The organism is Cumulibacter soli (assembly GCF_004382795.1).
GTDB lineage: Bacteria > Actinomycetota > Actinomycetes > Mycobacteriales > Antricoccaceae > Cumulibacter > Cumulibacter soli.
The window spans coordinates 57,705-71,145 of the sequence record NZ_SMSG01000001.1 but is presented as its reverse complement, the minus strand read 5'-3'; the positions used below and the strand labels follow the sequence as shown (position 1 = coordinate 71,145).

Here is a 13,441-nt window from a genome sequence, read left to right as displayed (position 1 = left end):
CGCTGCACGAAGGCCGCCAACGCGATCGGTGTCGAACCGACCGAGCGACTGGGCGTCCAGGATCGGACGAAGCGCATTCGCGCAGATCTATCTGCAAACGCAGCCGCGTCACTCTGCCACGGCGACGCCGCGGTAATTCGCCCACCCGCTCAGGTCCTGCGAGACACCGGAAACGCCCGGGCCGTACGCCGCTGCGCTGTGCTGCAGGCAGATCGACATCAGGTACGGCGGGTTCTCCATCCACTGCTGCATGAACTCGTCATAGAGCGGGGTGCGGTCGGCCGGATCCACCGGGTCCGCCGCGGAAATGGCGAGATCTAGCATCTCCTGAGGCATCGGTTCGCCGATGTTGAACAGGGACTCGGGCATGAAGTTGCGGGCAATGACCCCGTGCGGATCGGAGAAACCGCTGTACGGGTTGATGTTTGCCTGGGCGGTCTGGTTGGTGACGAAGTCGTCGATGACCTCAGGCGCCGGAACCTGTGTGACCGTCAGGTCGATCCCAACGTCCTTGAGGTTTTCCTGAACCACCTCGGCGACCTTCACGTAGGTGGGGATGTTGACGGACACTGACGTCATCTTCAGGTCCTTGACTCCGGCTTCAGCCAGCAGGTCTTTTGCCTTCTGCGGGTTGTAGTTGTACACGTCGAGTCCGTCGCCGACCGTCTCGCTGTAGCCGATGCTGGAGGAAGGCCACGGCTGTACCGACGGGGTGCAGTGGCCCTGGTATAGCCCATTCGCGATGCCTTCGCGGTCGACAGCGTGATTGAGCGCCTTGCGCACCCGGACGTCATCGAACGGCTCCTGACCCGTATTCACCATGAAGTAGATGAACGCGGTGCTCGGTTCGGCGACCACCTGCAGGTCGGCGGCATCCGCCGAGTCGATCTGGTCGGGGGTCAGTACGGCACCATCGAGCTCACCTGACTTCAGCGCATTCAGCCGAGCCTGGTCATCGACCATGTAATGCAGCGTCATCGTGGCTACGCGTTGAGCGTCCGGATCCCAGTAGTCGTCAGTCTTCTCGATCTCGACGCGATCTCCGGGCAGAATCTTCGTGATCGTGTATGCGCCGGACCCGACCGGCGTCCCACCCAAGTTGCCTGCCTTAGCTGCCGTGGGGGAGACCATCATCCCGGCGCGCGCGGTCAGCGCTGAGAGCAGGGCGCCGAGGCCGCTACTGACGGTGATCTTGACGTGGGCGGAGTCGATGACGTCGATCGAGGTGATCTGCGCGATCTCGCTGGAGATCAGACTGTCTTCGCTCAGGTAGCGCTCGAGATTGAACTTGACGGCGTCGGCGTCGAATGGTGTGCCGTCGCTGAACTTCACTGAGTCGCGGAGGGTGAAGATGACCGACTTGTTGTCTTCTGCCGCTTCCCATTCGGTAACGAGTCTCGGCTCCGGCGTTCCCTCGAGCGTCAGGTTGAGCAGGGTGTCGTAGATCTGGCTGTACCAGACAATGTCGCCGCCGGTGGAGCTGAGCATCGGGTCCCACGAGCCGACGAATGAGGCGTATGCCCAATCGAAGTGAGCCTCCGGGTCCCATCCCTCTTGGACGTCGATGCTGTTGGGGAAATCCGTGACGGCCTGGGAGGTCGACTTCTCCGGAGCGGACCCGCAACCGGACGTGAGCAAGGTCAGCGCGAGCACCGCTGATGCAGGGCGGACGGGAAACTTCATGGGATCTCCTCGTGGCCACGCGGCCGAACGTGTCGCAATGAATCGGCCGGTCGGTCGAATCAAACAGGAATAACACGTGTCGAGTCGAGAGGTCAAGCGTCGCAGCGTCGCGCTCGGGTGTCCGGTTGACATGATCGGCCGATCGGCCGATTATTGCTGGAGGCCTAGATCGCGCCACCGCCACACCGGCGGCGGACGATGCGCATCGGTGACTGGAGGCAACAGAATGGACAGGGACTACACCCTCGACGATCGGTTCGACCGCGAAACCGGACGTGTGTACCTCACCGGTTGGGACGCGCTCGCCCGACTACCGCTGATGCAGCGTGCGCGTGACGTTGCTGAGGGCCGCAATACCGCCGGCTATGTGTCCGGCTATCCCGGCTCGCCGTTGGGTGGTCTCGACTCGTTGCTGCGCGCGGAGGTCGATCGACTGAAGAAGAACCGCATCCACTTTGAGCCGGGCATCAACGAGGACATCGCGGCGACCGCGATCTCGGGGACTCAATACCTCAACATCGGGCCGGTCACGTCGAAGTACGACGGCGTCTTCGGCATGTGGTACGGCAAGGGTCCTGGTGTCGAGCGATCGGTCGACGCGATGCGGACCGCTAGCTACCGGGGCGTCGCGCCGCTAGGTGGTGTGCTGGCTCTCGCCGGTGACGACCACGACGCACGCAGCACCATCACCGCGCAGCAGAGTGACACTCTCTTCGTGCATATGCACATGCCAATCCTGAATCCGTCCTCGATTCAGGAGGTCGTCGACTACGGGCTGTACGGCTGGGCGCTATCTCGGTTCTCGGGCAGTTGGGTCGGCTTCATCTGTCTTAACGACATCATCGACAGCGCGGCAACGGTCACCGTTGACCCCGCGCACCCGCGAATCGTGTTGCCCGAGGGCACCGCGCGGCCGCTGCCGCTAGGCGCCGCTCGGCCCGGGGCCGCCGGCCTCGGCGGCGCAGTCGGACTTGAAGAGGAAATCCGCACCGTGCGGTACGACGCCGCACGCGCTTTCGCGCGGGCGAACGACCTCAACAAGGTGACCGTCGCGCGCACCGGGTCAGTTATGCCGCGGACTATCGCGATCGTGACCGCCGGCAAGACCCACCTCGATGTGATGGACGCACTCGGTGACCTCGGTCTGGATGCCACTCGCGCGGCTGAGCTCGGTATCAGCGTGCTCAAGCTCGGTATGACGTGGCCGGTCGAGCCCGAATGCATCCTGGATATTGCGGCGAACCACGATGAGATCATCGTCGTTGAGCCCAAACACCCGATCATCGAGGACCAGGTCGCGCGGCTCATCCGCCAACTACCCATCGACAAGCGGCCCGTGCTGGTGGGCAAGACTGATGAGACCGGTGCGCGACTTGTTCCCGAGCATGGCGCGCTCGACGCCGAACTCGTTTCACGAGTGCTGTTCCGCCGGATTTCGACCTCGGGCTTGGACGAGAACGAACTGCAGAAGATGCGCCCGCGTCAGTCGCTGGACTTGTTGGGTCTCACCGTGCAGAACGCCGGCGGTGATGAACTCGTCCGCGCCGCAGGGTTCTGCTCCGGATGCCCGCACAGCTCCTCGACCAAGGTCCCCGAGGGCAGTTTCAATATCGGCGGCACCGGATGTCACGGTATGGCTGGGATGTTGAATGTCCCGGGCCGCGACACCTTCATGTCCACCCACATGGGCGGTGAGGGCGCTTTGTGGATCGGGATGGCGCCGTTCACCGAGCAGGAGCACACCTTCCAGAACGTCGGTGATGGCACCTACTCGCACTCCGCGTCGATGGTCATTCGAGCAGCCGTCGCGGCCGGTACGACGATGACCTTTAAGGTTCTGCTCAACGGCTACATCTCGATGACCGGCGGGCAGTCCATCCCCGGCCAGTTGACCGCGCAGGACGTCGCTCGCCAGTTGTTGGCCGAAGGAGTCGGAGAGGTCGTCGTACTCACCGACGACCCGGCGAAGTACCGCGGCGGGCAGGCGTTCCCGACCGGGGTCAAGGTGCATGAGCGGCACGACCTGATCGATGTCGAGCGGCGGCTACGCGACATCAGCGGCGTCACGGCATTGGTCTTCGATCAGGCCTGCGCGGCGGAGCTGCGCCGCGAGCGCAAACGGGGGAATGCCGAGGATCCGAACAAGCGCGCGTTCATCAACCCCGATGTCTGCGAAGGGTGCGGTGACTGCAACGTGCAGTCCAACTGCATCAGCGTCGAGCCGCTGGAAACCGACCTCGGCCGCAAGCGCAAGATCAACCAGTCCTCCTGCAACAAGGACATGACCTGCGTCGACGGGTACTGCCCGTCGTTCGTCACCGTGTACGACGCAACCCCGCGCAAGCGTGGCCGAGTCGCAACAAGCGCAGCAGAGCACGGGTGGGACCTGCCGACGCCCGAGATCGCCGATGCAGCCTCGCCGTACGGCATCGTGATCGGTGGGGTCGGCGGCGGTGGGGTGCTGACCGTGGGCGCGCTGCTGGGAATGGCGGCCCACCTCGAAGGCAAGTCTGCCAGCGTGCTGAACGAGTCCGGTTTGGCGCAGAAGAACGGAACGGTGCACAGCCACGTGCGGATCGTCGATCAGGCGGGGATCGAGCTGTCGCCACGGATCGGCAAGGCGTCGGCGGACCTCTTGTTCGGCGCCGACATGATCGTCGCGGCCGCACAAACGATGTTGAGCACGGCACGCTCCGGTAGTACGACGGCCTTGGTTAACGCCGACGTGTCGCCCACCGTCGCCTTCGCGGGATCGCGTGATCTGGACATGTCGACGCAGGGCATGGTTCGTCGTCTGGATCGGACTCTCGGCGAAGGACTCAACGTGCTCGCGGCAACCCGGCTGGCGACGCGCCTCATGGGCGACGGTATCTACGCAAACCTTTTCATGCTCGGGTACGCCGCTCAAATTGGTGCGCTACCGGTCTCGGTGGCTTCGATAGCGCGGGCCATCGAAATCAACGGCGTATCGGTGAAGGCAAATCAGGAAGCTTTCATGTGGGGCCGACACGCGGCCGTGGACCTACCTGCCGTCGAGCGGATCGCCGATGTGGATCACGACCAGACCGACGATGCAGCGACGGTTGAGGAGAACATCGAGGAGTTGATCGAGCGTCGAGCGGAATTCCTGGCCGATTATCAGAACGCGCAGTGGGCAGATCGCTTCCGTGCCATGGTGCGACGGGTGTACGACGCTGAATCGCGAGTCGCAGGATCCGCTGGGCAGTTGACGAAGGCGGCGACCCAGAGCCTGTTCAAGTTGATGTCCTACAAGGATGAGTACGAGGTCGCGCGACTCTATACGAACGCCGACTTCCAGCGTCAACTCGACGAGGCTTTCGAGCCCGGCTACCGGTACAAGCTGAACTTCGCGCCGCAAATGTTCAATCGCCGCAGTAAGGACACCGGGCGCGCGGCGAAGTGGGAGATCCCGTCGCAGGTGGCGATGCCGCTACTGCGCGGACTCGCGATGGCGCGCAAGGTGCGCGGTACGTCGCTGGACGTGTTCGGTATGACGAAACACCGTCGCGCCGAACGCGCACGCATCTTCGACTACATTAAGGTCCTCGGTGAGATCACGACCGAGCTGAATGCGGCGAACCTGGATCTAGCGATCCAGATCGCCTCGTTGCCAACGGAGATCCGCGGATTCGACACGATTAAGGATGAAGCGGCAGTAGTAGTGGAAGAGAAGATGCAGATGCTCGTACGGGAGTTCGCCGATACTCCGAACGCCATGGTGACCGAGGGCTGATGGAGCCGAAGACCGCCGGACGTCCACCAGACGCCGACTCGGAGCGTACCCGCGCCGGGTTGATCGAGGCCGCCATTCATCGCTTCGCGCGACAAGGTCTTGCTAGTACGACATTGCGGCAGGTCGCCGAGACCGCGGGAGTGTCCTCGGGAACGCTGTATCACTACTTCTCTTCGAAGCAGGCGTTGTACCACGAGGCGTACCTCGCGGCGACCGATGACCAACTCAGCGACTTCAAAGCAACGTGCGCCGAATTGCAGACGATTCGCGAGTGCACGGCGGCGCTGTTGGACTGTGCGTACCGTCGTTCGGTGACCAAACCGGACGTCGGCGTGTTCATCCTGCGCGCTTGGGTGGAACGTAACGCCGAGCAGCAGGAGCCGATGCCGGTGACGCAGGAGATCCTGGATTTCTACGACTCGATCGCGCAGATCGGGATCCGCTCCGGTGAGGTAACCGAGCAGACCGCGCCGCAGGCCGTCGATTCGATCCGGTGCATGCTGTGGGGTGTGTCGGCGATTAGCGTCACTGGGCGCAGTCCGTACGACGGCGTCGAGGGAATGAAACTGTTCGTGACCGGCGAGATCCACTCTCGCTAGCTGTTCAGCAACCGAAAGGCGGGGCGTCCGTTGCGGACGCCCCGCCTTTGCGTTGGCTACTTCGCGGTGATGGCGACGGTCCCGAGTCCGTTGTCGAACGACGCGCTGTAGGTGCCTGCGGTCATCGGGATCGCGGGCGGGTTGGCCAGCAGCGTGCCGGTCGCGATGAGCGACCCAGCCGCGAGGGTCTGACCACGTGACGACAGCGCGCTCAGCAGCCAGGCCACGCCCTCGTAGACCGACGCCGCGGTGCGTGATCCGGTGGAAACCCCATCGGGATGCGTGAGGGTGACATTGACCGTGGCCTCCGGAGCGAGCGACGGCAGCCACGACGAACCGGTCACCACGTAGGTCGACAAGGCATTGTCAGCGATCAACGCGGTGCGGGGGAAGGCGAGGCTCCAGTTCGCGAATCTGCTGACCGGCATCTCGATGCCGGCGGCCATCTCAACGGATGCGGCGATGTGCTCGGTACTGGCCTGCGCATCGAGCTCCGCGGTGGTGCGCACCAAAATCTCCGGCTCGAACACCGGGGAGTTCGCGGTCGCGAGCTCGATCTCGTCGTCCTCGCTGATCAGGTGGGAATCCAGCAGTACGCCGTAGAACGGGTCGACGCCGCCGATTTTGTATCCGCGGCGCTGGCCACCGTAAGTGCTCATCAGACCGTCGATGAGTGCTTCCTGGAATGCGTAGGCCTCGGATTCGGACAGGTCCGTGAACGCTTCGGGAAGTGCCAGCGGAGCCGGTGCCTGGGACAGCTCGCCGGGCCCACCGCCGACCTGGGTGTAAGCAGCGACGACCTCGCTGACCAGCTGGGCGTCAACGGTGTGGGATGAGTCGGACACGCGGGTTCCTATCTATCGAGCGACACGGGCATCACGGCGCCGGGTGGCTGCATCGCCGTGAGGGCGCCTTTCCTGCGACACTACCGCCGAGCCGCGCCCCGGTACACGCCTGACGGCCGCTCACGAAGGGTTCCTCGTTGCGGGGCGCCTGCTCTCCCACGCTACGTTCAGCGCGGGAGAGCGGTCCGATGCTCGAGGCCCGACGCGTCAACCGACGTCAAGCTCGTTGCGCGAGGTAACCAGTGTCAGTTGACGTACTGTGCGAGGTGCTTACCGGTGAGCGTCGAGGCATCGGCGATCAGCTGCGCCGGGGTGCCTTCGAATACCACCTTCCCGCCCTCGTGACCGGCGCCCGGGCCGAGGTCGATGATCCAATCAGCGTGCGCCATCACGGCTTGGTGGTGCTCGATCACGATGACGGACTTGCCCGAATCAACCAGGCGGTCCAGCAGCCCCAGCAGCTGCTCGACATCCGCGAGGTGGAGACCGGTCGTCGGTTCGTCGAGTACGTAGATGGAGCCTTTCTCCGCCATCTGCGCGGCGAGCTTCAGCCGCTGGCGCTCACCACCGGACAGCGTGGTTAGGGGCTGACCGAGGGTCACGTATCCGAGCCCGACATCCTCCAGCCGGTCGAGAATCTTGTACGCCGCAGGCGTTTTGGCATCCCCGTCTGCGAAGAAGGCCTCGGCCTCGGCGACCGACATCGCGAGCACCTCGGCGATGTTCTTGCCGCCAAAGGTGTATTGCAGCACCTCCTGCTGGAAACGCTTGCCGCCGCAGTCCTCACAGGTCGACTCGACCGTGGCCATCACACCGAGGTCGGTGTAGATCACGCCCGCGCCATTGCACGTCGGACACGCGCCCTCGGAGTTGGAACTGAACAGCGCGGGTTTGACGCCGTTGGCCTTCGCGAACGCCTTACGAATCGGCTCGAGCAATCCGGTGTACGTCGCCGGATTGCTGCGCCGTGATCCCTTGATCGCCGACTGATCGACGACCACGACGTCCTCGCGGGTCGCGACCGATCCATGTATCAGCGAACTCTTGCCCGAACCGGCGACGCCGGTGACCACACACAGCACCCCGAGCGGTACGTCGACATCAACCTTTTGCAGGTTGTGAGTCGCTGCTCCTCGGATCTGCAGTGAATCGCCGGATTCTCGTACCTCGGACTTGACTGCTGCGCGGTCATCCAGGTGGCGGCCGGTGGTCGTATCGCTGGCGCGCAGACCGTTGAGGTCGCCTTCGAAGCAGATCGTGCCGCCGGCGGTTCCCGCGCCCGGTCCGAGGTCGACGATGTGGTCGGCGATCGCGATCATCTCGGGTTTGTGCTCGACGACCAGCACGGTGTTGCCCTTGTCGCGCAGGCGTTGCAGTAGGCCGTTCATCTGATCGATGTCGTGCGGATGCAGTCCGATGGACGGTTCGTCGAAAACGTAGGTGACGTCGGTCAGCGAGGACCCAAGGTGGCGGATCATCTTGGTGCGCTGCGCTTCACCGCCAGACAGCGTGCCCGCCGGACGCTCCAGCGACAGGTACCCCAAACCAATCTGGGTGAATGAGTCCAGCAGGTGCTGAAGCCCCTTCACCAACGGCGCGACGGATGCGTCCGTGAGTTCGGCGCGCACCCACTCGGCGAGGTCACTGATCTGCATCGCGCACAACTCGGCGATGTTCTTACCGTTGATCTTTGAGCCGAGAGCTTCGGCCGCGAGTCTGGTCCCGCCGCATTCCGGGCAGGTCTGGAACGTGACGGCGCGTTCGACGAATCGACGGATATGTGGCTGCATCGAGTCGAGGTCTTTGGACAGCATCGACTTCTGGATCTTGCCGATGACGCCTTCGTACGTCAGGTTGACGCCGTCCACCTTGATCTTCTGCGGCTCCGAATACAGCAGCGTGTGCATCTGCTTCTTGGTGAACGAGCGGATGGGCTTGTCCATCGGCAATCCGGCGCCGCGGAACAAGCGGCCGTACCAGCCGTCCATGCTGTAACCGGGGACGGTCAGCGCCCCGTCCTGTAACGACTTCTCATCGTCGTACAGCGCCGTCATGTCGAAGTCATTGACCGCACCCATGCCTTCGCACCGCGGGCACATTCCGCCGAGGCGGGTGAACGTCGCTTTCTCCGCCTTCGTCTTGTCGCCGCGCTGTACGGTGATCGCTCCACTACCTTGCACCGTGGGGATGTTGAAGGAGTACGCGTTCGGCGCGCCGAGGCTGGGGGAGCCGAGCCTGCTGAACAAGATCCGCAGCATCGCGTTCGCGTCCGTCGCCGTACCGACCGTCGAGCGCGGATTAGCCCCCATCCGTTCCTGATCGACGATGATCGCGGTGGTGAGTCCGTCCAGGTGATCGACGTCCGGTCGAGCGAGGTTCGGCATGAATCCTTGTACGAAGGCGCTGTAGGTTTCGTTGATCATCCGCTGCGACTCGGCGGCGATGGTGTCGAACACCAGCGAACTCTTGCCCGAACCGGAGACCCCCGTGAACACGGTCAGGCGCCGCTTCGGGATGTCGATGCTGACGTTCTTGAGGTTGTTCTCCCGGGCGCCGACGACGCTGATTGTTTCGTGGCTGTCGGCGGGGTGGGTGGCGGACACGGAGGTGGCGGCGGCCTTGGAACTCATGCGCATAACTCTAGGCGAGTACGACGCGATCACAGCAGTGAATCGTCGGGCGGCGGTTATCGTCGATGTATGGCTCACCCACCGCGTTTTGACGAGAACGATCCCTACTTGCGCGAACTGCGCTCGGTCGCGTTGGATTTGCCGGCGGCGGAGGAGAAGATCTCGCACGGGCACCCGGTCTTCTACACGAAGAAGATCTTCGCGATCTTCGGTGCGGTGGTTAAGGGCGATCACGCCAGTGACGAGTGCGCGCAGTCAGTGGTGTTCCTGCCGGATGCGATCGAGCGTGACGCGCTCGTGCAGGATGAGCGGTTCTTCGTGCCTGGTTATTACGGTCCGAGTGGGTGGTTGGGGCTGAATTTCCGGGTGAGCGAACCGGACTGGCAGGAGGTCGCCGAGTTGGTCGAGATGTCGTATCGCAATACGGCGATCAAGACGCTCGTGCGGCAGCTGGACGCGATGCGGTAGCCGGCGACCTAACGCGACAGGGGCGCGTACCGGGTTTCCCGGTACGCGCCCCTGTGGGGATTGAGGTTTACAGGCTCGTTTCGGTGTCGACGTAACCGTCCTGGTCGTAGTCGTACTGCACGGTGTCGGCAACCCCGTCACCATCAGTGTCGATGTACGCGGTATCGGGGATGCCGTCGTAATCAGAATCGACGAGCGCGGAATCCTGCACTCCGTCGCCGTCGGTGTCGTAGGTGACGACGTCTACGTATCCGTCGCCGTTGGTGTCGATGTCCTGGGCTTCGGCGTATCCGTCTCCGTCGGCGTCGTAGTAGTCGCTGTAGGTGGCGGAGGTCGTTTCGCTGACGGTAGTTGAGGTTCCGTCCGCGCTGGTCGTGGTGGTGCTGACCGTCGAGGTTTCGGTGTAGGAGGCGTTGACCTTGCCCTCGTCGGAGTCGATCACACCGTTCTCGTTGGCGTCGGTCAGAACGGTGTCGGCAACCCCGTCACCGTCGGTGTCGTATACGTAGGTGTCGATGATGCCGTTGCCGTCGGTGTCGCTTTCGGCGTAATCAGCGACGCCGTCGTAATCAGTGTCGTATTCAACGGTGTCGATGATGCCGTCACCGTTCGTGTCCGAGGCCAGTTGGTCGGTGATGCCGTCGCCGTTGGTGTCTACTTCGACGTAATCGACGATGCCGTCACCGTTGGTGTCCGCCTCGATGTAGTCGACGTACCCGTCGCCATTGGTGTCGTAACGCACCTCGTCGGTGATGCCGTCGCCGTTGGTGTCGTAGGCGGTCGCGGAGCCGGTGACCGTCGGTTCGCTGCTGGAGGTGTTTGCCGTGTTGCCTTCGTAGCTGGACATGAGTCTTCTCCTGAAGAGTTTTATACGCGTTATATAAAAGGTCCGCCGTAGCGGTTTAGGTGTTGCACTAGTGCTGACGTGTGAACGCCAACTAAAGGTTCCGCAGGATAACGAAGGTTTTAGGCAATATAAAACTTTTGTGCAGAAGGTGCTAGACCCCGCAGCCGACATGCAACAGGGGCGCGTACCGGTCACCCGGTCGCGCCCCTGTGAATGCGGTCTTACAAGCTGGTTTCGGTGTCGACGTATCCGTCCTGGTCGTAGTCGTACTGGACGGTGTCCGCGATGCCGTCGTAGTCGGAGTCGACCACGGCCGTGTCTTGGACGTAGTCGCCGTCGGTGTCGTAGGTGATGATGTCTACGTATCCGTCGCCGTTGGAGTCGATGTCCTGGGCTTCGGCGTATCCGTCTCCGTCGGCGTCGTAGTAGTCGCTGTAGGTGGCGGTGGATGTTTCGCTGACGGTGGTGCTGCTGGCGCCGTCCGCGCTGGTAGTCGTCGTACTGGTCGTTGTGGTTTCGGTATAGGAGGCGTCGATCGTGCCTTCTTCAGTGTCGATCACGCCGTTCTCGTCGGCATCGAGGAAGACCTCGTCGGCGTCGATGACGCCATTGCCGTCGACGTCCTCGGCGTACGTGTCGGTGACGCCGTTGTAGTCGGTGTCGGCCTCGGCGTAGTCGATGACGCCATCGCCATTGGTGTCGTAGGCGACGGCGTCGACAATTCCATCCTCGTTGAGGTCGCCTTCGATGTAGTCGACCAGTCCGTCGCCGTCGGTGTCGTACTCGATCGTGTCGGTCACCCCGTTGCCGTCGGTGTCGTACGACGTCGCCGAGCCGGTGACGGTCGGCGACGGCTCGGTGTACGCGCCGTCGGAGGAATCGAGAACGCCGTCCCCGTTGGTGTCGAAGCCATCGGTGTCGACGACACCGTCGCCGTCGGTGTCGTAACCGGTTGCGTTAACAGGCCCGTTCGCGTTGCTGGCCATGGGAATCTCCTCGCAGGATATTGATGTGCGGTAGTAATGAATCCGCCGCGGTGGCGGTTGAGGTGCTGCCTAGGTGCAGACGGTGTGGTGGCGCTAAAAGGTTCCGCGAGATAACTGATCCTTTACCGCCGGTGGGGATTTTGCTAGTGGCAGACGTCGGCTGGGACAAACATAAAGGGCCAGGCGAATCGCCTGGCCCTTTACATCGTGCTGAGTGTGGAGGTTAGACCTGCTGGTCCGACCAGCCGTCCTCGTTGTAGTCGGTGACGGTGGTGTCGACGTACCCGTCGCCATCGGTGTCGATCTCGTACACGTCGTCAACGCCGTTTCCGTCGGTGTCGTAGCCGATCTGGTCGGCGACGCCGTCGCCGTTGGTGTCGTAGTAGTTCGGGCCGCCGGAGCTGCTGCTGGCGCTGCCGCCGTCGCTGGAGGTGCTGCCGGAGTTCTGGCCGGTGTCGTACTCGTTCTGGAAGACCGTGGCCGAGCCGCTGTCGGCGATACCGTCGCCGTTCCAGTCCGTGACCGTGGTGTCGGTCCACTGGTCGCCGTTGGTGTCGATGTTGTAAGTGTCGAGTACGCCGTCGCCGTCGGTGTCGTAACCAACCTGGTCAGCAACGCCGTCGCCATCCGAGTCGAACGTGGTGCCGCCGTCGGAGGTGGTCTCGCCACCGGCGTAGTAGTCGCCGCCCGGAGCCGAGACGTCGGCGGAGCCGGAGTCTGCGTAGCCGTCGTTGTCGAAGTCGGTCACGACAGTGTCGGCGTACTGGTCGCCGTTGGTGTCGATCTCGTAGGTGTCGATCAGACCGTCGCCGTTGGTGTCGTAGCCAACCGAGTCAGCAACGCCATCGCCATCGGTGTCGTAGTACTCCATGATGATCTCCTAGGTTTAGTTCGCTCAATTGCGTGTGAGGGGTTCGGGGCCTCTTGTGTGCACCCGTTTAGGTTGTGCATCAATATTGATGGTCACCCTCGCCGAGCGGTTCCTCAAGGGTTCAAAACTTTTTCTAGGAATTTTTCCGGAGCGCCCGGGCACGAATGATCGTGATATGAGTGCGCGGCGAGCGTGCTACGACTGCGCGGCGTCGTCCGCGGCACGGACCGCGGCCACGAGATCCTCGCGGGCGCGGGCGACGCGCGAGCGGATCGTCCCAATCGGGCAACCGCTGACCTCGGCGGCTTCCTGATAGCTCAAGCCCAGCACCTGCGTCAGCACGAAGGCCTCTTTGCGGTCCTCGTCGAGCCGCTCGAGCAAATCGCGAAGCGCGCCGTGCCCTGCGTGATCGGCTGCGGGATCGGCGGGATCGGTGATCTCGTCAATAGGGGCTGGCGCGGGTCGGCGCTGCTGCTCGCGCACATGGTCCGCGCACACGCGCCGCGCGATGGTGAGCAGCCACGTCCGGGCCGAGGAGTCTCCGCGGAAGCGCGGCAATGAGCGGTGCGCTCGCAGGTAAACCTCCTGCGCGAGGTCGTCGGCGGCCCACCGGTTGCCGAGATGCGCGCAGACCCGCCACACCTCAGCCTGGGTGGCACGGATGAACAGCGCCATCGCCGTCATATCGCCCGCGCCCGCCTGTAACGCCCATCGCGTCACCTCAGCGTGGCTGGGCTGCGTGTTCATCGGACGTTGAC

10 protein-coding genes are annotated in these 13,441 nt (G+C 63.4%); 3 read left to right on the top strand and 7 right to left on the bottom strand.

Annotated features, from left to right (window positions below):
- Positions 1-108 precede the first annotated feature (108 nt).
- Entirely contained in the window at positions 109-1,683 is a 1,575-nt protein-coding gene (locus E1H16_RS00330) for an ABC transporter substrate-binding protein (protein WP_166741562.1), read from the bottom strand.
- Between the two features lie 226 nt (positions 1,684-1,909).
- Between E1H16_RS00330 and E1H16_RS00325 the strand changes: the two genes are divergently transcribed.
- Together E1H16_RS00325 and E1H16_RS00320 are read left to right on the top strand one after the other, a co-directional pair.
- Positions 1,910-5,437 (top strand): indolepyruvate ferredoxin oxidoreductase family protein, encoded by a 3,528-nt coding sequence (locus E1H16_RS00325; RefSeq protein ID WP_166741561.1) that lies wholly within the window; start codon positions 1,910-1,912, stop codon positions 5,435-5,437.
- The gene (locus E1H16_RS00320) at positions 5,437-6,036 is read left to right on the top strand and encodes a TetR/AcrR family transcriptional regulator (RefSeq protein WP_134321713.1); all 600 of its coding nucleotides are present in this window, start codon (positions 5,437-5,439) and stop codon (positions 6,034-6,036) included. Before E1H16_RS00325 ends, E1H16_RS00320 begins: the two co-directional genes overlap by 1 nt.
- 56 nt (positions 6,037-6,092) lie before the next feature.
- Here the strand turns inward: E1H16_RS00320 and E1H16_RS00315 are convergent, their stop codons facing one another.
- Together E1H16_RS00315 and E1H16_RS00310 are read right to left on the bottom strand one after the other, a co-directional pair.
- The gene (locus E1H16_RS00315; RefSeq protein ID WP_134321712.1) at positions 6,093-6,881 is read right to left on the bottom strand and encodes a 2-keto-4-pentenoate hydratase; all 789 of its coding nucleotides are present in this window, start codon (positions 6,879-6,881) and stop codon (positions 6,093-6,095) included.
- Positions 6,882-7,126: 245 nt separating this feature from the next.
- On the bottom strand, positions 7,127-9,511 hold the full coding sequence (locus E1H16_RS00310) for an ATP-binding cassette domain-containing protein (protein ID WP_208378776.1): 2,385 nt from the start codon (positions 9,509-9,511) through the stop codon (positions 7,127-7,129).
- A gap of 69 nt (positions 9,512-9,580) precedes the next feature.
- Here E1H16_RS00310 and E1H16_RS00305 point away from each other — a divergent pair, with 69 nt between their 5' ends.
- Positions 9,581-9,979 (top strand): MmcQ/YjbR family DNA-binding protein, encoded by a 399-nt coding sequence (locus tag E1H16_RS00305; RefSeq protein WP_134321710.1) that lies wholly within the window; start codon positions 9,581-9,583, stop codon positions 9,977-9,979.
- A gap of 67 nt (positions 9,980-10,046) precedes the next feature.
- Here the strand turns inward: E1H16_RS00305 and E1H16_RS18525 are convergent, their stop codons facing one another.
- From E1H16_RS18525 to E1H16_RS00285, 4 genes are all read right to left on the bottom strand, one after another.
- A complete protein-coding gene (locus tag E1H16_RS18525; protein ID WP_208378775.1) occupies positions 10,047-10,826 on the bottom strand; it encodes a hypothetical protein in 780 nt (259 codons plus the stop codon).
- 221 nt (positions 10,827-11,047) lie between these two features.
- Entirely contained in the window at positions 11,048-11,812 is a 765-nt protein-coding gene (locus E1H16_RS00295; RefSeq protein ID WP_134321709.1) for a hypothetical protein, read from the bottom strand.
- Positions 11,813-12,035: 223 nt separating this feature from the next.
- Positions 12,036-12,683, bottom strand: coding sequence for a hypothetical protein (locus tag E1H16_RS18520; protein ID WP_208378774.1), 648 nt, complete (start codon positions 12,681-12,683; stop codon positions 12,036-12,038).
- 195 nt (positions 12,684-12,878) lie between these two features.
- Positions 12,879-13,430, bottom strand: a complete 552-nt coding sequence (locus E1H16_RS00285; RefSeq protein ID WP_134321708.1) for a sigma-70 family RNA polymerase sigma factor — start codon at positions 13,428-13,430, stop codon at positions 12,879-12,881.
- Positions 13,431-13,441: the final 11 nt, after the last annotated feature.

Coding starts and splice junctions, on each gene's coding strand:
- E1H16_RS00330 (WP_166741562.1), bottom strand. CDS start 1,683: ATGAAGTTTCCCGTCCGCCCTGCATCAGCGGTGCTCGCGCTGACCTTG.
- E1H16_RS00325 (WP_166741561.1), top strand. CDS start 1,910: ATGGACAGGGACTACACCCTCGACGATCGGTTCGACCGCGAAACCGGA.
- E1H16_RS00320 (WP_134321713.1), top strand. CDS start 5,437: ATGGAGCCGAAGACCGCCGGACGTCCACCAGACGCCGACTCGGAGCGT.
- E1H16_RS00310 (WP_208378776.1), bottom strand. CDS start 9,511: ATGAGTTCCAAGGCCGCCGCCACCTCCGTGTCCGCCACCCACCCCGCC.
- E1H16_RS00305 (WP_134321710.1), top strand. CDS start 9,581: ATGGCTCACCCACCGCGTTTTGACGAGAACGATCCCTACTTGCGCGAA.
- E1H16_RS18525 (WP_208378775.1), bottom strand. CDS start 10,826: ATGTCCAGCTACGAAGGCAACACGGCAAACACCTCCAGCAGCGAACCG.
- E1H16_RS00295 (WP_134321709.1), bottom strand. CDS start 11,812: ATGGCCAGCAACGCGAACGGGCCTGTTAACGCAACCGGTTACGACACC.
- E1H16_RS18520 (WP_208378774.1), bottom strand. CDS start 12,683: ATGGAGTACTACGACACCGATGGCGATGGCGTTGCTGACTCGGTTGGC.
- E1H16_RS00285 (WP_134321708.1), bottom strand. CDS start 13,430: ATGAACACGCAGCCCAGCCACGCTGAGGTGACGCGATGGGCGTTACAG.